This window comes from Cytophaga hutchinsonii ATCC 33406 (genome assembly GCF_000014145.1).
Lineage (GTDB): Bacteria > Bacteroidota > Bacteroidia > Cytophagales > Cytophagaceae > Cytophaga > Cytophaga hutchinsonii.
In genome coordinates, this window is record NC_008255.1 from 1,103,037 (window position 1) to 1,123,505 (window position 20,469).

The following is a 20,469-nucleotide window of genomic DNA, read 5'->3' on the forward strand; positions in this document are numbered from 1 at the left end:
AATTGTGAAGTATAAACAATCTTTTCAAAATAATATTTCAATAAAGGAACTCATTTACAATGATATTTTGTTATAAAGTAGTTATTTATTAATTTGCAGAATTAAATTTTGTTTGAAATGAATAAGGAAGAAATACATCTGAAACTTACAGAATATCAGGAAAAAGGCTTGAAGCTTTTTACAACTTCATCTTTTCAAACACATAGTATTGTATTGTTACATATACTGAGTGAATTTGATCCGTCTATTCCGGTATATTTTATTAATACAGGCTACCATTTCCCCGAAACGGTTCTTTACAGAGATCAGATTGCAGATCTGTTCAATCTTAAAAATATTAAAGTTGTATCTTCTGCTACTCCAAGAAACATGCAGAAAGATGCTGAAGGCAGATTGCTTTTTACATCTGATCCGGATTATTGCTGCTATTTAAATAAAGTACAGCCGCTGGATGCTGTTCTACCGGATTATGATATCTGGATTAATGGTGTACGTGCCGATCAGAGTGCCGTGCGAAAAAGTTTCTCCGTTGAGCAGCCTGCTCCACATGATACGATTCGTTTCCACCCCATGCTGGATTGGGATGTGCGTATGATCGAAAAGTATATTAAAGAGCATAAAATTCCCCGTCATCCGCTGGAAGAAAAAGGTTATTTAAGTATCGGCTGCGAACCATGTACGCGTAAGTTTGATCTTGAAACATACAACAGACAAGGCCGTTGGTTTGGATTGAATAAAACGGAATGTGGGTTAAATACAGAATTGGTTAGTAAAAAATAAATTAAGCGTTTCGTTATATATGAAGGTATTAGTTACGGGTGGTGCAGGATATGTGGGTACAGAGTTGGTATTGAAACTTGCTAAAGATCCGAGTATTTCTAAAGTTGTTGTATTCGATAATCTATCCAGAGAGAATTATAATTTATTTATCAATTCTGCACAGCGTATAGCAAAAGATAAAATTCAGTTTGAATTCGGTGACTTATTGGATTCAAGAAAAATCCGGAAAATATTGGCTGATATTGATGTTGTCTATCATTTGGCTGCCCGTGTTTCTACGCCGTTTGCAAATGCAGACAGCCATTTGTATGAGCAGGTAAACCACTGGGGCACGGCTGAACTGGTTTACGCCATTGAGGAAATTAAAACGGTGCAGAAATTGATTTACGTAAGCAGCTGTTCGGTTTACGGTTCAGGAAAAGAATTGATTGATGAAAACTCCGTTGTAAATCCTAAAACGATCTATGGTGTTTCAAAAATGCGCGGCGAAGAACATGTATCACGTTTGGGCAATAAAATGAATGCCGTTATCATACGTTTAGGTAATGTATACGGCTATTCATCTTCCATGCGTTTTGATGCGGTGATCAATAAGTTCATGTTTGAATCTCACTACAAAAACCGAATTTCTATTCATGGCAATGGGCGCCAAAGCCGCTCGTTTATTCATGTTGACAAAGCGGTTGATTCATTAGTAAAAATTACGTCAACGGATATTCCTTCCGGTACCTATAACTTAACAGAACGGAACCTTGAGATTTACGATCTGATTGATCAGGTAAAGGATCTATATCCTACACTTGAATTTATTTTCATCAATCAGCATCTTGAATTAAGAGAACAAAAGATCAATCCGGAAACGAAATTGCTGAAGTATATTCCGTTGCAGCAAACAGATTTCACAGCAGAATTAGCAGCCTTCAGAGATCATTTCACCTTTCAGACAACAAGTGTTCCAGCATAGATAAATAAGCCCTGCGGGGCTTTTTTTATGAATTCAATAAAAGATGTTGATCTGTCGGAAATAACAGCAGGTAAAAAATATTGGAACGTAGAACGACCGGTAGAAGAAGAGGTGATGTACTTTCTGCTGATCGATCGGTTTCACGATGGAAAGGAACGCATATCAATTCCTTCCACAACTGGTTTTGGAAATACAGATCAGTTGCAAGCCAGGTGTGGAGGTACCATTCAAGGTGTAATCAAAAACCTGAAATATATTTCTGCTTTAGGCTTTACATCTATCTGGATTAATCCTTTTTTGCAGAACAACCCTGAAACGTATCACGGCTATTCCATTGAAAATTTTTTAGAGGTTGATGCGCAATGGGGAACAAAAGAAGATATTGTTGAATTGGTTGCGCAGGCACATAAATTACACATCAAAGTATTTTTTGATATTGTTCTCAATCATACCGGAAATAACTGGTCGTATGTAAAAGAAAATCCCAGATATAATAAAGGTAAACAATATGCGGTAAAAGCCTGGAGATATCCCGACAGGCCCATTCCGGCAGAGCTCAGGAATTTAAATCTTTACGGTAGAAAAGGGGGAATTGTAAAATGGGAAGAAACACCGGAAACCTGGGACGGTGATATTTTTGAATTGAAGGATTTGATTCAGGATGATTCGGAAATCGGACATGCAACGCTGGAAATACTAATTGCTGTTTACAGCTATTGGTTTGCGGTCACAGACTGCGATGGTTTCAGGATCGATGCTGCCAAGCACATTCCACCCAAATGGCTGAATACATTTGTTGATGCAATGAAGGCATTGACAGCTTCTGTTCATAAAACGAGTTTTTTTATTTTCGCTGAAATCATTTCTAATCAATCCTATATCAGTAAATACCATACGATTGATGGCTATCTGGATTTTGATTTTCATTTTTCATTTGTCCCTAACATGTATGGAGAAAAGAAACGGAAGTCTGCTATTCAAAGCCAACCTCGACCTGTGGATAAAGTGCCGATCCGGTTTTTAGATAATCACGACCAGGTCGGACAGATGCCCAAACATCGGATCGCATACCGCATGAAAGAAAAAGCGTTGTGTAATTTACTGCGTGCATTTTTATGCATGCCCGGTATACCTTGTATCTATTATGGAACAGAACAAGGATTGAAAGGGAAGGGAATACTTGATGGGTCTATACGCGAATGCCTGTTCAATCCAGACGGTAAAGAGGATATATTGAATCTTGACAGTCCGTATGCACGGGTTATAAAGGAAGGCATCCACCTGAGGAAAAAGCTGAATCTGTATACAGGAGATTTTCAGAGCTGCGAGATAATGGCAGCAAAATCACACCGGTGCATAGCTTTGCAGGTTAATGGGTTAGCTTCAAGTAAGTTGATTGTGTATAATTTAGGTCCTCATAATGAGGTAGTTTCAATTAAACTATCTTCCCCGTTAACACGTACTAATAAATTAGTTGTATATTTATATAGCAATGGCGATGCCGATAACGATGATAAAACAGTTGTAAACGATATTTTACATAACATCACTATGCATCCATACGGTTTTAAGGTTCTTGAATTATTGAATCACCAGGAGTCTGTAAACTAAATTAGTATACGTAAATTTGTGCATATCAATTTTAATAGATGAAAGAATTAACACTTCAGATTAGTAAAAATCAAAGACTAGTACTGATTTTTGTAATGGCTGTCCTCTTTTTTATGTGGGGCTTATTAACCAATTTGAATCTTTTTTTATACCACCATTTCAAGGTTGTATTTGGATTAAATTATTCTGTATCAACACTAATTAATTTAACATTCTTTTGTACCTACCTTATTGTTTCGCTGCAGGCCGGTAGCATGATCCGGCGTGTGGGCTACAAGCGTGGTATTCTGATCGGTTGGTTGCTGGCCTGTACAGGTTGTTTTTTGTTTTTATTGTCGGTTACATCAAAATTATATTATCTTTTTTTGGTTGCCTTATTCTGTATGGCAGCAGGTATAACCATTCTGCAGGTTGGTGCAAATCTATATGTAGTATTATTAGGTGGTGTTGAACGTGCAGCGAGCAGACTCGTGTTTGTTCAGGCATTTAACTCTTTTGGTACCGTAATCGGCCCCATTGTATCGATGGAGATTTTAAGTAAGTTCATAAACATTCCGTTTGAATATTTAGAAATGCTTCCATTGATCGATAAAGTAACGATCGAGTCGGCATACATTAATTATTTATATCTTATTTTTGGTGTTGCAATGGTTCTTTTTGCCATTTTCCTGATGCTGATATATCTTCCTGAAATGGATACGCATTTATTAGAGCCGTTAAATAAAGTAACATCAAAAAGAAAACGTCACGTAATGCACTTTTCTCAGTTGCGTTTAGGTGCATTTGCTATTTTTGCCTATGTAGGAGCAGAAGTAGCATTAGCAAATTACCTGGAAGATTTTTCCCCGGATTTAGCCAGCAGATATTGGCAGCTGGCCATGCTTGGCCGTTTTGTAGGAGCCTTTTGCTTACTGTTTATTCCTGCCAATAAAGCATTAGGTACAGTAGCAGGTATTTCTTCTTTATTGATTCTGGTGGCAATTTTATTACCGAAAGAATATGTAGAATATAATTTTTATTTAATCATGACCGTTGGCCTTTTCAACTCCATTATTTTTCCGAGCATTTTCACACTTGGCGTAAATGGATTGGGTAAATTTTCATTAGACGGTTCAGCAGTATTGATTATGTTTATTGTAGGGGGGGCTGTTATACCTTTTAATGTACGGAACTTCGCCTTTGTTAATTATGACTTCGCTCTTATCATAGTTGTAGCCTGTTATTTATACATATCATTATATGGTTTCAGATTATCCAGGTATTTAAAACGGAATGATCTGAAAGACGATGAAATGCTGGCGTAGATTTACTTTTTGTATGTTTCGATTTATATCATAAAAAATCCCTTCCGCTCTGCAGCGGAAGGGATTTTTTATGATATAAATGTATTGTAATCTATATACTACGAAACTATAATCGTATTAATCGTTTCGTAATGAACTGTTCCTGTATTTTTAATTGAACAATGTAGATACCTGCATTCAGATCTGAGTTAAGTACTAACGGCTGGCTGGTATTCCATTGCTGGTGCATGATAACAACACCTTTCATGTCAATGATTGTTACATCAATAAGTTCTTCTGCAGGAGTTGTTGTGGTAAGTAAACAATATTGTTCACTTGGATTCGGATGGATATTGATTTGTATATCTGTTACAGAGGAAGCGTCAATAGCTGTTGAGATCATGGTAACGTTTTTTGTAACAGCAGTACCCGTTCCATAACTATTCGATTCCTGCACTGAAACGATACCTCCGCTGTTGCCAAAATTTACAACGATTGAACTGCTTCCTGATCCGCTCACGATCGTTGCACCGTTTGGCACTGCCCAGGTATAAGCGGAACCGGCATGTTGAGTTACAGAGAACGTAACGTTTTGAACATTCGGAGCGATGTTGGAAGGCCCTTCTATTGCAGAAGTAACAGGAGCAGTACACGGTGCTGAACCGATCGGGATGATCTGAACCGATTTAGAAGCCGGTGCAGCTGTTCCGCAGGTATTGGATGGCGTAATCTGAATGGTTCCGCTTGCTGTTGCAAATGAAACGGTAATAGCATTTGTATTGGCACCGGCTGTAATGGCAGCGCCCGTTGGTAATGTCCATGCATAGCTTGTTGCCGTTGCAATAGCAGGAATGGAGTAGGTAACACCTGCTGTTGAAGCACACACAGAAGCAAGTCCGGTTATTTCACCTGCAGCTGTTGGTTTTGCTGTTAATGTAATTGTTTTGGAGGCAGGCGCAGCTGTTCCGCAGGTATTGCCCGGTGTAACCTGAATGGTACCACCTGTTGTTGCAAATGAAACAGTAATAGTGTTGGTGTTGTCTCCCGAAGTGATTGATGCGCCCGTTGGTAATGTCCATGCATAGCTTGTTGCTGTTGCAATGGCAGGAATGCTGTAGGTAACCCCTGCTGTTGAAGCACACACAGAAGCAAGTCCGGTTATTTCACCAGCTGCAGTTGGTTTGTCCGTTAATGTAATTGTTTTGGAGGCCGGCGCAGCTGTTCCGCATGTATTGCCCGGTGTAACCTGAATGGTTCCGCTTGCTGTTGCAAATGAAACGGTAATAGCATTTGAATTGGCACCGGCTGTAATGGCAGCGCCGGTTGGTAGTGTCCATGCATAGCTTGTTGCCGTTGCAATAGCAGGAATGCTGTAGGTAATACCTGTTGTTGAAGCACACACAGAAGCAACTCCGGTTATTTCACCTGCAGCTGTTGGTTTTGCTGTTAATGTAATTGTTTTGGAGGCAGGCGCAGCTGTTCCGCAGGTATTGCCCGGCGTAACCTGAATGGTTCCGCTTGCTGCTGCAAATGAAATGGTAATAGCATTTGTATTGGCACCGGCTGTAATGGCAGCACCCGTTGGTAATGTCCATGCATAGCTTGTTGCCGTTGCAATGGCAGGAATGGAGTAGGTAACACCTGTTGTTGAAGCACACACAGAAGCAAGTCCGTTGATTTCACCAGCTGCGGTTGGTTTGTCCGTTAATGTAATTGTTTTGGAGGCCGGCGCAGCTGTTCCGCAGGTATTGCCCGGTGTAACCTGAATGGTTCCGCCTGCTGTTGCAAATGAAACGGTAATGGCATTTGTATTGGCACCGGCTGTAATGGCAGCGCCCGTTGGTAATGTCCATGCATAGCTTGTTGCCGTTGCAATAGCAGGAATGGAATAGGTAGCACCTGTTGTGGAAGCACACACAGAAGCAACTCCGGTTATTTCACCTGCAGCTGTTGGTACAGCTGTTACAGTTACCGTTGAGGTGGTAGTTGCCGTGCCATTCGGACCGGTTACGGTTAATGTAATGGTTTTTGTTCCGGAAGTAGTCCATGAAACGGTGTGTGGACCTGCAGCTGTACTACCTGAAATTGAAGCGCCTGTTCCAAAATCCCAAACATACGAAGTGGTACTGCCTGTTGATGTATTTGTTAATACGGTTGTTATTCCTGTGCATACGCTTTGTTTGCTTATGGTAAAGGAAGCAACGGGGGCAGCGGGAGGTGGTGTGTTGGCTACATCCAGTGAAGAAACGGCTAATAAAAACCAGGCATCGTGCGGAAGCCATTGTTCAATCCATCTCCAGTTCTGCCAGTCATCAGAAGCATAGGGTTTCCAATCGATATTTGTTTCTTCTGTATCTTTACCTGTAATACCATTGCATATACCTCCTTTCACATTTGGTATCGCTGAAGCAACAGGGTAGTTCTGGTAGGTTGTTGTACCAGCCCCGGTCATCATACAAACATCAAAGGGGTTTTTCCCCAGTATCCAATCCAATTGAGCTAAACCAAACGTACTGATTGAATCTGTACCTATTGTAAATTGTGCATTTAATTTTCGTGCTGCTAATAATAATGCGGTAGACATTGAGGCTAAACGTGCATTTTCACCCTGCCACCAATAACCCGTTTCATTATCATGCGGCACAAAGAATGCTTTCTTTGCTGTGCCTAAGGACCCGTTTACATAAGGCTTGTAATATTCTCTCATGTAATTGAACGGATTATTCACTTCTTTTGAAATACTCATGTACCACGCAATATTTTTGCTGAGCACTTGTGTAATCGCCGCATTTTTTGAAACATCCACATCCATGTATTCCATTAAACTAACCAACGGCAAACCTTCATCTGCAGCGTGATAAAACGGACGAGTACCTGCTACATCCGAACGGAACCAGCCCTGAGGATCAAGCATGCCAATAAGTTTATCTGCATATACGGATGCATCTGCTAAGTAAGCAGCATTATTAGTTGCTTTATATAATTCAATGGTTGCTAATAAACCGCAATAAAAATCAATGATGTTTTCTGTGTGGTCGTTACAATATTCAAGGTTCTTTGTTGCATAACCTGTACCAGGTGCCTTTAAATTTGTATATAAACGGATCGCACCATTTAAATACTGCGCCTTCGTACTATCGCCATTCAGGTTCATACGATAGGCACGTGCTAAAGCAGCAATTGCCATTCCTGCGCCTTCTCTCATACCTGCTTGAAAATTAGGCGTACGTGCGCCATCGTTGCCGGCACCTGCCTGACCCCATTCGCATATTTCTCTTGAACCCGGGCTGTTCCCCCAGTTATCAAAGATTGCCAGATACAAATAGTTTTGCTGTTTATCAATATTACGAAGGAGGTAATCTGCACCCCATTTCGACTCATTCAACAGATCTGTTGATTTTGCTGTAAAGGAAGCCTGAGAAATTTCATAGGATTTCAATAAAGACCATACGACAAAAGGAATTTGTTGCGGATTGAAATAATTTGCATAGGATAAATGCGACATGTGTTTTCCCGGATCTCCTGTTGCATCAATCCATCCGCCATATACATTTACCTGATCGTTACGGGGACCATTAAAAGAAAGTGTTTTGTCTGCATTGTTTGTTGAACGCATACCTTTAAAAAAGTCTACAACTGAAAATGCTGTTTTGTTAAATAAAACGTTTTGAGCAATATCAAAGGCATACGATACTTTTGTTCCAACGCGGATTTTATATGTACCTGGTGTTTGAAAATCACTGAAATTTAATTCCCAGAAATATTTATTGGTCCATCCTGTTACAGCGCCTTTTGAAACAATTGTACCTGTATAAACAACTGCATTTGAAGCGGTCAATATATCAAAGGTTGTTGCTGAAAGAGTATTTGAAGTATGGGTGTAAATCGCTTTTTTAGCTCCGGTCAATTCGTAGCCAACCTGATTCAATACAATGTTGCCCGGGGTTGCCGGCACATTGGCAATCGGATCACCAACTGTAACATCGTCAAGTGTAACAGGCGTACTGTAGCTGGTGCCGCCTGCATTTATAAAGAAAACTACTTTGGAAATTTTTGTTTTATCAACCGCTGCACCGCCAGATGTACTGAATTTATTTGTAAAGTCGAATGTAACAGTTGTTAATGTACTGTTTATAGCTATGCTTTTTGATACGGGAGAACCGTTTGTTGATTTTCCTGTATTGTCGATCAGATCCACACGCAGCGTAAGTGCACTGCTGTTTTTTATTTTAATACTTACAGTCTGGTTAGCTGTCAGGTCAATTGGAGAAAAACTAAATTCAATGTTTTCCCAGCCTGGCCCAACGGCAGAAGGCGTTACAACTAATTGTCCGCCACTTTCAGCAAAAGAAAACTTTCCGGCAGGTACACTTTTCCAACCTGGATCTAGTGCATTGTCGTTGAAGTTTTCAAGCATGCCGGTTTGAGAAAATGCAGTGCTTATAGTTATGAGAACCAAAAGGAGGGCATTAAACGTATTTTTCATTTAATAGTTGTGTTATGAAAGTATAAATATAACACAAAAAAGTTGGATTATTTAGTGTGGTTAATTTAAAAATTTGTTTAAAGAGCATAAAAAAAAGGGCTTCGATAATACGAAACCCCTTTTTTTACCTTGATATGATGGTATGTAAAATATTATTTAGAAAGTTTTACCGCTACAGCATTTGGTCCTTTAGGGCCCATTTCAACCTCAAACGTTACTTTATTATTTTCTTTAATCGAATCTACTAAACCATTAATATGTACAAAGATGCTTTCCTGTGTATCCATATCTTTGATAAAACCATATCCTTTGGAATCATTGAAAAATGTAACAATTCCCTTACGAACAGTGTCAACCGGCGCAAGATCAGCATGTTTAGGGATAGCAATCTGAATGTCTTCTTCTTTGATCACAATCTTTTTTAATGGATCAGGAGGCGTAGAAGTGATATTTCCGTACTCATCTACGTAAGCCAGCATATCTTCAAAGCTGCTTCCTTCTTTTGCGTTTGCCTTACGGTCTTCTTTTTTCTGCTCTTTATCCTGCTTCTTTTTTGCTCTCTTTTTTTCTGCTTCTTTTTTGTTCCAGGTTTCTTGTGATTTACTCATAGTGTGCGTACGCGATTAATTCTAAAGGTCTGTGTGTATGGTGTGAGGATATAAGCGAACTGGAGAATTTTATGCCGCCACTTCTGAATTATATGATTTGTAATGCAATGTACAATAAAAATAGGTAGAAATTAAATGTATTCCTTGTTGCTTAGGTACATGTGCAGTATAATTTTGGATTTATGGCGGTTTTTATATGTCTTAGATAACATATGTTAACTGCTTTGGTAAAGTAGATGCATCTAATCAGCCCTGATTTTGCAGACATATAACATAGTCAGAATCCATGCCTTCATATAAATCAACTTGCTTAAGACCTGCCTTTTCAGCAATATCCGTCAATATGTCTACTGAAACATAGAGCCATGGAAACCACCCGCTCAGCTCATTTCGGTAGCTCATCTGATATAGTATTTCACCGTGATATTTTCCATTGATATTGATATTTACAGAGCCATCTTCTTCTTCAAACAAATAAATGATATCGGCAGACTCTCCAATAATTTTGCCATTGGGTTTTAATAACGATTTACATTTAATAAGAAAAGGTTCAAGATTGTCAATGGTACCCGCGATTCCAAAGCCATTCATAAATAAGAAAATGGTGTCGAATTTTTCATTGTCTGAATAAGTGAAAAAGTCTTCGCACACAACGTGCTTTATTCCTTGTTTTTTCATGGCTTCGCAGCATTTGGCCGAATTGTCGAGCGCAACAACAAGTTTGTTTTCGTCTTGTAAAATGCGTGCATGTGCACCTGCGCCAGCTCCAACATCCAGTATACGTCCTTCCGCTTTAGATAAAGCGAATAGTTCTTTTTCCGGCATCTCACTTTTATTACGGAATAAATACCGCACAGGAATTTCATCCGGTTCTGTTAAGTTTGATTCAACAGTAATGATTGGATCATTGGTTTGATTCAGATAGTCAATAATAGCAGTACCGAGCGGATCAGTGTTGGATGACATGTGTATGTTGGATTATAGATGCGTGCAGGTAAAGGTAGTGTATTATTTGTAATTCTTTAAAAGGCTACAGCAATGGAAGTTGTAATACAATAATTATCGGTATCCGGTTTGTTATTTAACATAAAAATAGCATCTCTGCTGTTAAATGTGCGTGCTTCAATACGGCATAAAACATTTTTGTAAATAGCGTAATCAGCATTGATGGAATAGCCAAAGGTTTGAAAGCCATTTGCTGTATTGGTATGAATAATTACCTGATTTTTATCGCTGTAATATTCTCCGCGCAGCCCCATGCGCAGCTTGTCAGATAGGGGATACTGCAGCATCAGATAAGGTGTATACCAGATATGATACCGATTGCTTTTAGGTGCATTTTGTTCCATTCCGATATCAAAACCGGCAAGTACACAAAGTTTATTCTGCAAATAAAATTTGCTGTACAGATCATGGAAATACCGCATCTGTATTACGGTATCCGGTTTGTCGTTTCCAATAAACGAACTGCTGTTTATAGTTAGCGATGAAGAAGGGCTGAACGTCAGCTGATGGCCCACCGCGATGGAATTATTTCCATCCATACGCTGTATACGCTGCCATCCGTTTAAAAATAAACCGCTTAAAAGCCATTTCGTATTATCGGATGTGTATGTTACTTTTACACCTGTTTCAAAGTAGGGAGAATTGTCGGCAGCAAAACTGCGCGTTAGGTTCAGGCATTTCTGACCAATTGCACTTTCAGCACCAAGATGCGATTCAAACACACCTGCATCCAGCCAGATATTTTTTGACCGGTGAAGTTTAATACCTGCATTAGCTTCATAAATTATTTTTAATAATCCCGGTTCAGAAGCCAGGTTTGCATTGGCATAAGTACCAGTCATAACCGCAAGGTTTGCCCGTATGATAGAAGTATTGTAAGACGCTTTTATAAAACCTATATTCAGATTAACTTCGTTGCTCCGGTTATAAGAGTAAATAAATGGAGGCCGGTTATGATCTGCAGGTTTGCTGAAATCATACGAATAATAAACGTCAATATATCCACTGATCGTTAATGGTGATTTTGAAGAATCTTTCTGCGCAACCGATACAAGTGTAGTAACGGAACTAAGAACAAGCAGAAATAAGATTTTTAAATACACAGTTTTAAGTGAATATCGATTTGAAACGTATCTGTTAAATAACGTGATGAATTATTTCAAATGTTTATCGATGTGATTTTGCAGCAATGTCTTTAATGATTCCAGGTAATCTGAAAACACGTTTGTGTCCAGATGCGGGTGCGGATTGATGGGAATTGTCAGTGGGTTTTCATCCAGATGTTCATACAGTTCGGGATACTGCTCTTCCATCTTTAATGTGATTTCATTAATTTCTTTTAAAAGTTTATGCATTTTTTTCATAGCTCTGCTGGATAGTTTAGATGAATATATTGTTTATTTATGTCAACAATGGCATATACAGGATTCATTTTTATGAAAGCATAACATGCTATTTTACAAATTAAAAATGCGATCATTATTTTATCAGATCAAAACTTACCCGTACTCGGGATATAATCGTTATATAACCCGGTTCAATAGTATAAAAATCGGAACCTGATTTGTAAGGGATGTTTTCCAGATTGTCCATGTCATGAATATTATACCAATTATAACTTTCCTGATTGATTTCTTCAATTTTATGTGCTTTGCCGATTGTTTGGTTTAATTCGCCTGCTAATAAAACAGCTTTGTTTTTTGCTACTGTCATAGCTTCTTTCCGGGCTTGATTTTTATAGGAAATTAAATTTTGAACTCTGTAATCCAGATAAATATATTGTTTGTATCCAAGCTTATATAGTTCAAGAAGCGTTTTGTCTAATGAATTAATATCCATAAGGGTTAAAAAGATTTCTTTTATATAAACCGACGAATCTGCCTGAATATAACTTTGATAGATAAATTTATCATCCAGTCCGAATATTTTAAATTGCGAATCAATTTCCCTGAATATTTCAAATGTCGCATTTGTGATCTGAATTTTTTTATTCAGTTTAACGCCTATTATAACATGGTCAGGTTTTACTTTTACAACAGATTCTGCTTCAACTGTTACAAGCGGAATGTTTTGAAGTTGTGCAAAACACGAATAAGAAATAAATAATGTAAGAACAAAGAGCGCTTTTTTCATAGATGGAAGTGGAAGAAAATATTAATTTTTTACTGGTAATTGGTTATTTGCATTTTTAGATAATGCTTTTTTTACAAACAATTCCATATCGTGTGTGTCATATTTTAATGTTAGAATGAAAAAAGCACAGAGTAGTGATACGATCAATAATGCAGCGATCGTTGCAAGTATATCTCCGGAAGCGATTGCTGATATAAGAAATGCCAGCGGTAAGAGGATGAAAAATAACCAGATTATAATACTGCCGATATGAGGAATGACGGTAATTTGTATCGTGATGTCTTTATTGACTTTTACAAATTTCCCGTATCCAATAGGCCTGGATTGCCTCCGTTGATTTGTTTTTCTGGCACGTAATTTAAATGTATTTCCTTTTATCTCGCAGATATAGGTTTTCTCTGTAGCATGTTTTATGTCGAACTCTTCTGTATTCCATGAATCATCCTGAGGGTGAGAATGGCTTTTTAAAAGATTCAGGATTGTTTTAACATCGAATGGGGCTTTTATTTTAATCATTGCTTTTTAAAAGTTTTAATCAGGATATATATACCCCAAATAATAAGGCTAACGGTAAAGAATAAAACATAACGTGCATTATAGTCTTGTTCTTTAGTTGCATACATTAAAATTGCAACAGATAAAAATAGTCCGCAACTAATGAATGAAAGGCTTACAATTCCAAAGAAAAGTTTAATCACAGTTGATTTCAGCATAAAGTGAAACAGTACTATTAGCTAATCCGGACACATACCCACGTTGCTTCCAGCAATGCTTCATCATTTATAAATGCAATGCCTGATTGTTTTACAAGCTTATCACTAAGCCGGATGTTTTTAATTACATATTTAATCGGGGTATGAAATGTTGCTGCTTTAAGAAACGTAGCTGATTCAATACTGGCTAAACCAAAAAGTCCATTTGTATCTTTTAAGAGTCTCATACCTGCACCTCCGCATTGTGCCAGTGATTCTATTAATATTGTTCCGGGAATAATATTGTGTTCCGGGAAAATTCCAGATAACCACGAACATTCTTCTCCGAACGTTTTGTATCCAATAATCTCATCTTCAGTTACCGAAAGTATTTCATCGACAAATAAAAACGGACTTCGGTGGGGGAGTAAGTTTTCAATCGATTCTTTATTTGTATGCATATAGATTTAATGTTACATCTGTCATATTAACGCATGTAAAATACTATATTTTTTCGGGTTTTAAAATGAGGGAAATTTATTGGAATAGCGTATTTAAAAGCAACCGGAATATTATATTTTTAACCAGCCTGTAATGCTTAATCTGTTTGCCTGTGTGGGTAAAACTTCATGTTCAATTTCATTGCTTTTGAAAAATACCGTTTTCCCGTTAGTAGGAGAGATACGTTGTTCCGCAGCGGTATGATGAATACATAATTCTCCGCCGTCTGTTTCAATCCAATCCGTATTCAGGTAACTAACAATTGAAAATGCTCTGTTGGAATCATTTTGAAACTGATCAATGTGTCTTTTGTAAAAGGCTCCTTGTTCGTATATGGTATAATGGAATTCGTACGCTTTAATTCCTGTATAACAATTCTTATTGAGATAAGATATAAAGGCTTCCATCTGATCTAAAAAATCATTTTCATGGATGTTGTTATAACTGCGGTCAAGCCAGTAGATGGAATCTCCGCGCACTTTTTTATCCGGTACAATATTGCCGGAATTTCCTGTTCCGGCTGCATGCATCAGATTATCTGCGTGTATCTTTAATAAATGATTTCTAAGATGCAGGGATAATGTATTGCTTAAAAAATCTTCGGCAATACCAACTCTTGTTTCAATATAGCTATTGATTAACGTTTCAAACGACGATTCCATCCGGTTTTAAAGATAAGGGTTAAACACATATGCCTGATAAATCATATGGTATATGCGTGTATTGCCCAAATCTGTTTAGTAACCTTGGGGAGAATAACAATCGGTTGGGTGCTCAGATAACTAAAGGTATGTTATTATTTCTGATATGTCGCTATGCAGTATATTAAGTGGTGCATAGCGACATGTGATTGGTATCATGTGTTTTTATTTTAATATCCATCGAAGTATTTGTCACACAAATCTGTTTTTGTAATGTATACACCTTTCCATTTGCCATTGATCTCAAGCAAGCTTAGCTCGACATAATAGTAAGAATCCTTGTATTTAAACTTGATTTCGATGCCTAAAGCGGGTATGGCTAATTTTTTGTTTGTAAGTGTGTAATAGCTGTCGATATAGGTTACATCTTCTTTTTTTATACCATTTGCAGTTAAGAAGGAAAGCCATTTGGAATTGAAATCGTCAGGAAGCGCTGTATTGGCTTTATGCATGAATGATGTAAATTCTTCCACAAATTCTTCTTTTGTCTCCGGAGCGATCAGCGAGTCGGCCTGTATTTTTTTCTTATACCATTCCAGATCCGGCACATCAATATCATACGTTGATGCAAATGCTGCTGAACTGGATGTTGTCAGCGATTTAAACACAGTCCGTGCAATTTCACCTGGTGATGGCGCGACCGGTATTTTAGTTGTGAAGGCGCTTGCACAAAAAAAGCAAACAGCTAAAAGGCAGGTAAGTGTTTTATTCATGGCATAAGTGTTTAGCGTTTATCTAAAATAAACATTATCCATTGAAAATCATATAAAACAGCAGAAGCCACATTGTGTGGCTTCTAAAAGTATAATTAAATACGGGCTGAATACTATAATTCGTCGTAAACCATTTTAAGGTGTGTTGCGATCATATCTGCAGAGCGACCTTCAATGTGGTGGCGTTCTACAAAATGTACCAGATTGCCATCTTTAAATACGGCAATAGCAGGAGAAGATGGAGGGTAAGGCAACGTATATTCACGTGCTTTGTTTACAGCTTCTTTATCTACGCCAGCAAATACAGTTCCCAGATGTGCGGGTAATTTAGAATGTTCAAGTGATTTGCGAACACCTGGTCTTGCAGTACCTGCAGCGCAACCACATACAGAGTTAATTACAATCATAGATGTGCCTGGCTTTTTCATAAAAGCTTCAACAGCTTCGGGAGTTGTTAATTCAGTGAAACCTGCATTGGCAAGTTCTGCTTTCATTGGGGCTACTAATTGTTCCGGATACATATGTTTAACGATTAATGCAGAAGGCTTAAGGCCTAATGCTTTTCCTTTCGATTATTTATTTATCTTACTTTAATTAAGTTTTATTAATGAGTAGAGATGAGATATGAATTAAGAAACGATAAGCCTTCAGCTTTTAGCTTTAGGCGTTCCGCCTTTCTACATAAATCCTAACTCCAGCTTCGCTGCATCGCTCATCATTTCCTGGCTCCAGGTCGGATCAAACGTGATTTCTACAGTAACTTCGTTGACACCTTCAATTGCTTTGATCTTGTTTTCAACTTCAGCCGGCATCGATTGTGCTGCCGGGCAGTTCGGTGAAGTCAAGGTCATCTGTACAAATATATTGTTGACAGGGAATACGCTTACTTCGTATATTAAACCCAGTTCAAATATATTTACAGGGATCTCCGGATCATAAACTGTTTGAATTGCTTCTAACGCTTTATTCTTTAATTCTGCCTGATCTATTTCTACTTCACTCATAGTTATTATACCGTTTTGCTTTGGTAAGCGATTGCATGCATTTTCATTTGTTTTACCATTGAGGCTAATCCGTTTGAGCGTGTCATAGACAAGTGCTGCTCCATGCCGATTTTATGTATAAAATACATATCACTTTTAGCAATATCTTCAGCAGGTTGTCCGCTTAATACTTTTAATAGGAGTGCAACCAAACCTTTTACAATGATAGCATCACTTTCGCCTTCGTAGTTAACTTTGCCATCTTTATAATTGCTCGTCATCCAAACCAACGACTGGCAACCTTTAATGATATTTTCCTCAACTTTATATTTCGGATCAATGCCCGGGAGTTTTTTCCCAAGGTCAATGATGTATGCGTATTTTTCATCCCACTCATCAAACAAACCAAAGTCTTCAATGATCTGATCCTGAATTTCGTTAATTGTTGCCATGTATTATCTGAATAATTTTATTGCCTTGTAAATGGCAGCAATGAATTGGTCGATTTCTTCCTTTGTATTATAAAATGCAAAAGAGGCGCGAGAAGTTCCCGTAACGCCCAATCTTCCCATTAACGGTTGTGTACAATGGTGACCGGTACGGATCGCAACACCTTCTTGATCTAATATAATTCCTAAATCCTGGTGGTGTATGTCTGAAAATACAAACGACTGCACACTCACTTTATCTTTTGCTGTTCCGATCAAACGGATACCTTCGATATCCTTCAATTTTGAGACTGCATAATCAAGCAGTTCATGTTCGTATGAACGAATAGCAGCCTTGCCAATAGAATTTATGTAATCAATAGCAGCTTTCAAAGCTATCACATCCGCGATGTTTGGCGTACCTGCTTCAAACTTATAGGGAAGCTCATTGTAGGTGCAGCTCTCATACGTTACTTCGCTGATCATTTCGCCGCCGCCCTGATATGGAGGCATAGCTTCAAGGATCGCACGTTTACCATATAAGATACCTACACCGGTAGGTCCGTATAATTTATGCGCAGAGAATGCATAGAAATCTGCATCCAGATCCTGTACGTCAATATCTAAGTGAGAAACCGCCTGAGCACCGTCAATCAAGGTAATCGCGCCAACAGCATGTGCTTTAGCAATCAGTTCTTTTATAGGATTGATGCTTCCAAGCGTATTGGAAACATGTGTACAGGCAAGCATTTTGGTTTTGGATGTAATGATTGTATCGAATGCTTCGACAAGCAATTCACCTGCATCATTCATCGGTAATATTTTAACAACCGCTTTGGTGCGTTGTGCAAGCATGTGCCAGGGTACCATGTTTGAATGGTGTTCCATTGCTGAAACAACAATCTCGTCACCGGCTTTAAGATTAGCCAATCCCCAGGTTGAAGCAACCAGGTTGATTCCTTCGGTTGTGCCGCGCGTGAAAATTACTTCTTCACGTTCCTTGGCATTGATGGATGTTTTTACTGCATCACGAGACGCTTCAAAAGCAGCAGTAGCACGTTCGGCAAGGGTATGAATACCACGGTGAATATTCGCGTTGTCGTTTAAATAATACGCCGTAAGTGCTTCGACAACTTGTATGGGTTTTTGTGTAGTAGCAGCATTGTCAAAATACACCAAAGGCTTACCATTCACCTCTTGATGTAAGATCGGGAAGTCTTCCCGGATACGGTCGATGTTTAATGTTCCATCGGCGGTTATAAGGTCGGTATTGATGGTGTCAATCATTGGAGTACGGCGTATGTAGTACAGAGTCGGTCCGCCGCGGCGGAACTTAGTACTAAGTAAATAATAAGCACAGTTGCTTACCTTAACATTTATAAATAAAATAAAGATCCCGTTTGAAACAGAATCTTTATAAGAACATTTTGTACTATGTACTCAGTACTATTTTAATCTTTCTTCAATTTCTTGCTCTAAGTACCCACGAAGTTCGTCGTGTTTTACTTTATCTAATACATCAAATGCAATGGCATGTACAAGCATTTTTTTTGCTTTATCTTCACCTACGCCACGTGCACGTAGGTAGAACATGGCTTCCGGATCTAATTGGCCGGTTGTTGCACCGTGCGAACATTTAACATCGTCTGCAAAGATTTCTAATTGCGGCTTTGTATGTACAGAAGCTTCTTTAGAAAGTAATATGTTTTTATTCGATTGGAATGCATTTGTTTTCTGAGCGTCTTTACGCACCCAGATCTTACCATTGAATACACCCGTAGATTTTCCGTCCAGAATGCCTTTGTACAGCTCATTGCTGTAGCAATGCGGCATCGCATGGTCTACAAGCGTGTGGTTGTCTACATGCTGTGCACCTTTTTCAAGGTATAAGCCATTTAAATACGCTTCGCAGTATTCAGCACCCAATGTGATATTTAAGTTATTTCGAACCAAACCTCCATTTAATGTAATGGTGGTTGTATACGAATTACTTTTTCCTTCATGTACAATTTGTGAATTGTGAATGAAGTTGCTGTTATCAATATCGTTTTGAATTTTGTATTGTTCCAGGTATGCTTCTTTTTTCAGGATTGCATGCGTAAACGCATTCGTGAAAGCAGTATTTTTACCTAAGCTGCGGTTCAGTTCAACAACCGTTGCGGATGCCGCTTCTTCTACAACAATTAAAACACTTGGCTGCGCAAATACATTTGCTGAACGAACGTCTGATAAATAAAAGCAGACAATTGGTTTTGTAATGTGTTGTTTTGCTTTTACGTGAATCAATGTTCCGTCAGTAGCAAAGGCAACATTCAATGCAACCATACTGTCATTGTATGGAAGGTTTTTTCCGAAATAGTTTTTTACTACTTCCTGATTGCTTGTTTGGAAAGGCTCAATTGTTACACCTGAAGCATCTATCGAAGATAGAGCAGGAGAGAAGATGCCATTTACGAAAATTACTTTGTAGCAGTCAATCGGTAATGCTGTTAGCGCTTTGATGTCGTCTGCAGAAAATGTTGCTGCAGATTCAATTGCATACGTTTTGGCAATGGTGTTTTTTAAATTCGTGTATTTCCATTCCTCGTGCTTTGTAGTCGGGAAGCCCAATTCCTGGAAAGCACTGATTGCTTCTTTACGCGTATCAACTAATAGAGATGATGACGGCGTTTTTTCAAGCGTATTAAAATGCTGTATCAGCGATTCTTTTAATTCTGTAGTCATTGTGTAAATGCGGTATTAAACCGTTTGTGCATCTGCTTCAGCTTTGATCCAGTCGTAGCCTTTTTCTTCTAATTCCAATGCTAATTCCTTCGTGCCGGATTTAACAATACGTCCTTTGTATAATACGTGAACAAAATCAGGCACGATGTAGTCAAGTAAACGCTGATAGTGCGTTACAACGATTGTTGCATTGTTTGGAGTTTTTAATTTGTTAACGCCATTTGCAACAATACGTAAGGCATCAATATCCAAACCCGAATCGGTTTCATCCAGTATCGCTAAAGATGGTTCAAGCATAGCCATCTGGAAGATCTCGTTACGTTTCTTTTCACCGCCTGAGAACCCTTCGTTCAAGGCACGTTTTAATAACGATTCATCGATTTCAACCAGTTTCATTTTTTCTTTCATCAGTTTCAAGAAAGAAACAGCATCCATTGTTTCCTGACCACGGTACTCACGAATTTCGTTTACCGCCGTTTTCATGAAATTGATAGTGCTTACACCTGGAATCTCAATCGGGTATTGAAAAGCAAGAAACACACCTTCACGTGCACGATCTTCAGGAGATAAATCCAATAGATCTTTGCCGTTTAGTGTAACGCTTCCGCTTGTAACTTCATAATCTGAACGGCCTGCTAAAACAGAAGCAAGCGTACTTTTACCGGAACCGTTTGGTCCCATTATAGCATGCACTTCACCCGCTTTCACTTCAAGGTTGATACCACGAAGGATTTCTTTTTCTTCAATGCGGGCGTGTAGATTTTTAATTGATAACATATTTTTTTTGCTGAAGGCAAAAGGCTTAAAGCCTAAGGCTGTTCATTATTTTATTGTATGATTGAATTCTTAAGTTCTGC

The 20,469-nt window shown here is 38.5% G+C and carries 20 protein-coding genes; 4 read left to right on the forward strand and 16 right to left on the reverse strand.

The window, feature by feature from the left end; all coding sequences use genetic code 11:
- The first annotated feature begins 117 nt into the window (after positions 1-117).
- Genes CHU_RS04655 through CHU_RS04670 form a run of 4 tightly spaced genes read left to right on the forward strand, consistent with a single transcriptional unit; the run spans position 118 to position 4,659 of the window.
- Positions 118-780 carry a phosphoadenylyl-sulfate reductase gene (locus tag CHU_RS04655; RefSeq protein WP_011584349.1) on the forward strand — a complete coding sequence of 221 codons (663 nt, stop codon included), beginning with the start codon at positions 118-120 and terminating at the stop codon, positions 778-780.
- 19 nt (positions 781-799) lie between these two features.
- Complete coding sequence (locus CHU_RS04660; RefSeq protein ID WP_011584350.1) at positions 800-1,744, forward strand: NAD-dependent epimerase/dehydratase family protein; 945 nt, start codon at positions 800-802, stop codon at positions 1,742-1,744.
- A 27-nt stretch (positions 1,745-1,771) separates the two neighbouring features.
- A complete protein-coding gene (locus tag CHU_RS04665) occupies positions 1,772-3,355 on the forward strand; it encodes an alpha-amylase family glycosyl hydrolase (protein ID WP_011584351.1) in 1,584 nt (527 codons plus the stop codon).
- 38 nt (positions 3,356-3,393) lie between these two features.
- Complete coding sequence (locus tag CHU_RS04670) at positions 3,394-4,659, forward strand: MFS transporter (protein WP_011584352.1); 1,266 nt, start codon at positions 3,394-3,396, stop codon at positions 4,657-4,659.
- Positions 4,660-4,765: 106 nt separating this feature from the next.
- Here the strand turns inward: CHU_RS04670 and CHU_RS18805 are convergent, their stop codons facing one another.
- The 16 genes from CHU_RS18805 to sufC form a co-directional block, all read right to left on the reverse strand.
- Complete coding sequence (locus tag CHU_RS18805) at positions 4,766-9,124, reverse strand: glycoside hydrolase family 9 protein (protein WP_011584353.1); 4,359 nt, start codon at positions 9,122-9,124, stop codon at positions 4,766-4,768.
- 152 nt (positions 9,125-9,276) lie between these two features.
- Entirely contained in the window at positions 9,277-9,732 is a 456-nt protein-coding gene (locus CHU_RS04680; RefSeq protein ID WP_011584354.1) for a cold-shock protein, read from the reverse strand.
- A 246-nt stretch (positions 9,733-9,978) separates the two neighbouring features.
- A complete protein-coding gene (locus CHU_RS04685) occupies positions 9,979-10,698 on the reverse strand; it encodes a class I SAM-dependent methyltransferase (RefSeq protein ID WP_011584355.1) in 720 nt (239 codons plus the stop codon).
- Positions 10,699-10,754: 56 nt separating this feature from the next.
- Positions 10,755-11,840: a porin gene (locus CHU_RS04690; RefSeq protein ID WP_011584356.1), complete on the reverse strand. Its 1,086-nt coding sequence runs from the start codon at positions 11,838-11,840 to the stop codon at positions 10,755-10,757.
- Between the two features lie 51 nt (positions 11,841-11,891).
- Positions 11,892-12,101 carry a hypothetical protein gene (locus CHU_RS04695; RefSeq protein ID WP_041932196.1) on the reverse strand — a complete coding sequence of 70 codons (210 nt, stop codon included), beginning with the start codon at positions 12,099-12,101 and terminating at the stop codon, positions 11,892-11,894.
- A 115-nt stretch (positions 12,102-12,216) separates the two neighbouring features.
- A complete protein-coding gene (locus CHU_RS04700) occupies positions 12,217-12,870 on the reverse strand; it encodes an SIMPL domain-containing protein (RefSeq protein WP_011584358.1) in 654 nt (217 codons plus the stop codon).
- Between the two features lie 21 nt (positions 12,871-12,891).
- The gene (locus CHU_RS04705) at positions 12,892-13,386 is read right to left on the reverse strand and encodes a hypothetical protein (protein ID WP_011584359.1); all 495 of its coding nucleotides are present in this window, start codon (positions 13,384-13,386) and stop codon (positions 12,892-12,894) included.
- 214 nt (positions 13,387-13,600) lie between these two features.
- Entirely contained in the window at positions 13,601-14,023 is a 423-nt protein-coding gene (locus CHU_RS04715; RefSeq protein ID WP_011584361.1) for a 3-hydroxyacyl-ACP dehydratase FabZ family protein, read from the reverse strand.
- 111 nt (positions 14,024-14,134) lie between these two features.
- The gene (locus tag CHU_RS04720) at positions 14,135-14,725 is read right to left on the reverse strand and encodes a 2OG-Fe(II) oxygenase (protein ID WP_011584362.1); all 591 of its coding nucleotides are present in this window, start codon (positions 14,723-14,725) and stop codon (positions 14,135-14,137) included.
- A gap of 209 nt (positions 14,726-14,934) precedes the next feature.
- The gene (locus tag CHU_RS04725; RefSeq protein ID WP_011584363.1) at positions 14,935-15,477 is read right to left on the reverse strand and encodes a hypothetical protein; all 543 of its coding nucleotides are present in this window, start codon (positions 15,475-15,477) and stop codon (positions 14,935-14,937) included.
- 113 nt (positions 15,478-15,590) lie between these two features.
- Complete coding sequence (locus CHU_RS04730; RefSeq protein ID WP_011584364.1) at positions 15,591-15,998, reverse strand: BrxA/BrxB family bacilliredoxin; 408 nt, start codon at positions 15,996-15,998, stop codon at positions 15,591-15,593.
- Between the two features lie 156 nt (positions 15,999-16,154).
- Positions 16,155-16,481, reverse strand: a complete 327-nt coding sequence (locus CHU_RS04735) for an SUF system Fe-S cluster assembly protein (protein ID WP_011584365.1) — start codon at positions 16,479-16,481, stop codon at positions 16,155-16,157.
- A gap of 5 nt (positions 16,482-16,486) precedes the next feature.
- Positions 16,487-16,912 carry a SufE family protein gene (locus tag CHU_RS04740; protein ID WP_011584366.1) on the reverse strand — a complete coding sequence of 142 codons (426 nt, stop codon included), beginning with the start codon at positions 16,910-16,912 and terminating at the stop codon, positions 16,487-16,489.
- Between the two features lie 3 nt (positions 16,913-16,915).
- A complete protein-coding gene (locus CHU_RS04745) occupies positions 16,916-18,175 on the reverse strand; it encodes an aminotransferase class V-fold PLP-dependent enzyme (protein ID WP_011584367.1) in 1,260 nt (419 codons plus the stop codon).
- Positions 18,176-18,334: 159 nt separating this feature from the next.
- The gene (sufD, locus tag CHU_RS04750) at positions 18,335-19,612 is read right to left on the reverse strand and encodes a Fe-S cluster assembly protein SufD (RefSeq protein ID WP_011584368.1); all 1,278 of its coding nucleotides are present in this window, start codon (positions 19,610-19,612) and stop codon (positions 18,335-18,337) included.
- 15 nt (positions 19,613-19,627) lie between these two features.
- Positions 19,628-20,389, reverse strand: a complete 762-nt coding sequence (gene sufC, locus CHU_RS04755; RefSeq protein WP_011584369.1) for a Fe-S cluster assembly ATPase SufC — start codon at positions 20,387-20,389, stop codon at positions 19,628-19,630.
- Positions 20,390-20,469: the final 80 nt, after the last annotated feature.

Bases quoted from the DNA above. Each gene is read 5' to 3' on its own strand.
- CHU_RS04720 (WP_011584362.1), bottom strand. From the start codon at position 14,725: ATGGAATCGTCGTTTGAAACGTTAATCAATAGCTATATTGAAACAAGA.
- CHU_RS04660 (WP_011584350.1), top strand. From the start codon at position 800: ATGAAGGTATTAGTTACGGGTGGTGCAGGATATGTGGGTACAGAGTTG.
- CHU_RS04655 (WP_011584349.1), top strand. From the start codon at position 118: ATGAATAAGGAAGAAATACATCTGAAACTTACAGAATATCAGGAAAAA.
- CHU_RS18805 (WP_011584353.1), bottom strand. From the start codon at position 9,124: ATGAAAAATACGTTTAATGCCCTCCTTTTGGTTCTCATAACTATAAGC.
- CHU_RS04665 (WP_011584351.1), top strand. From the start codon at position 1,772: ATGAATTCAATAAAAGATGTTGATCTGTCGGAAATAACAGCAGGTAAA.
- CHU_RS04685 (WP_011584355.1), bottom strand. From the start codon at position 10,698: ATGTCATCCAACACTGATCCGCTCGGTACTGCTATTATTGACTATCTG.
- CHU_RS04725 (WP_011584363.1), bottom strand. From the start codon at position 15,477: ATGAATAAAACACTTACCTGCCTTTTAGCTGTTTGCTTTTTTTGTGCA.
- CHU_RS04680 (WP_011584354.1), bottom strand. From the start codon at position 9,732: ATGAGTAAATCACAAGAAACCTGGAACAAAAAAGAAGCAGAAAAAAAG.
- CHU_RS04670 (WP_011584352.1), top strand. From the start codon at position 3,394: ATGAAAGAATTAACACTTCAGATTAGTAAAAATCAAAGACTAGTACTG.
- sufD (WP_011584368.1), bottom strand. From the start codon at position 19,612: ATGACTACAGAATTAAAAGAATCGCTGATACAGCATTTTAATACGCTT.
- CHU_RS04715 (WP_011584361.1), bottom strand. From the start codon at position 14,023: ATGCATACAAATAAAGAATCGATTGAAAACTTACTCCCCCACCGAAGT.
- CHU_RS04730 (WP_011584364.1), bottom strand. From the start codon at position 15,998: ATGTATCCGGAACAATTAGTAGCCCCAATGAAAGCAGAACTTGCCAAT.
- CHU_RS04745 (WP_011584367.1), bottom strand. From the start codon at position 18,175: ATGATTGACACCATCAATACCGACCTTATAACCGCCGATGGAACATTA.
- CHU_RS04705 (WP_011584359.1), bottom strand. From the start codon at position 13,386: ATGATTAAAATAAAAGCCCCATTCGATGTTAAAACAATCCTGAATCTT.
- CHU_RS04695 (WP_041932196.1), bottom strand. From the start codon at position 12,101: ATGAAAAAAATGCATAAACTTTTAAAAGAAATTAATGAAATCACATTA.
- CHU_RS04700 (WP_011584358.1), bottom strand. From the start codon at position 12,870: ATGAAAAAAGCGCTCTTTGTTCTTACATTATTTATTTCTTATTCGTGT.
- sufC (WP_011584369.1), bottom strand. From the start codon at position 20,389: ATGTTATCAATTAAAAATCTACACGCCCGCATTGAAGAAAAAGAAATC.
- CHU_RS04735 (WP_011584365.1), bottom strand. From the start codon at position 16,481: ATGAGTGAAGTAGAAATAGATCAGGCAGAATTAAAGAATAAAGCGTTA.
- CHU_RS04740 (WP_011584366.1), bottom strand. From the start codon at position 16,912: ATGGCAACAATTAACGAAATTCAGGATCAGATCATTGAAGACTTTGGT.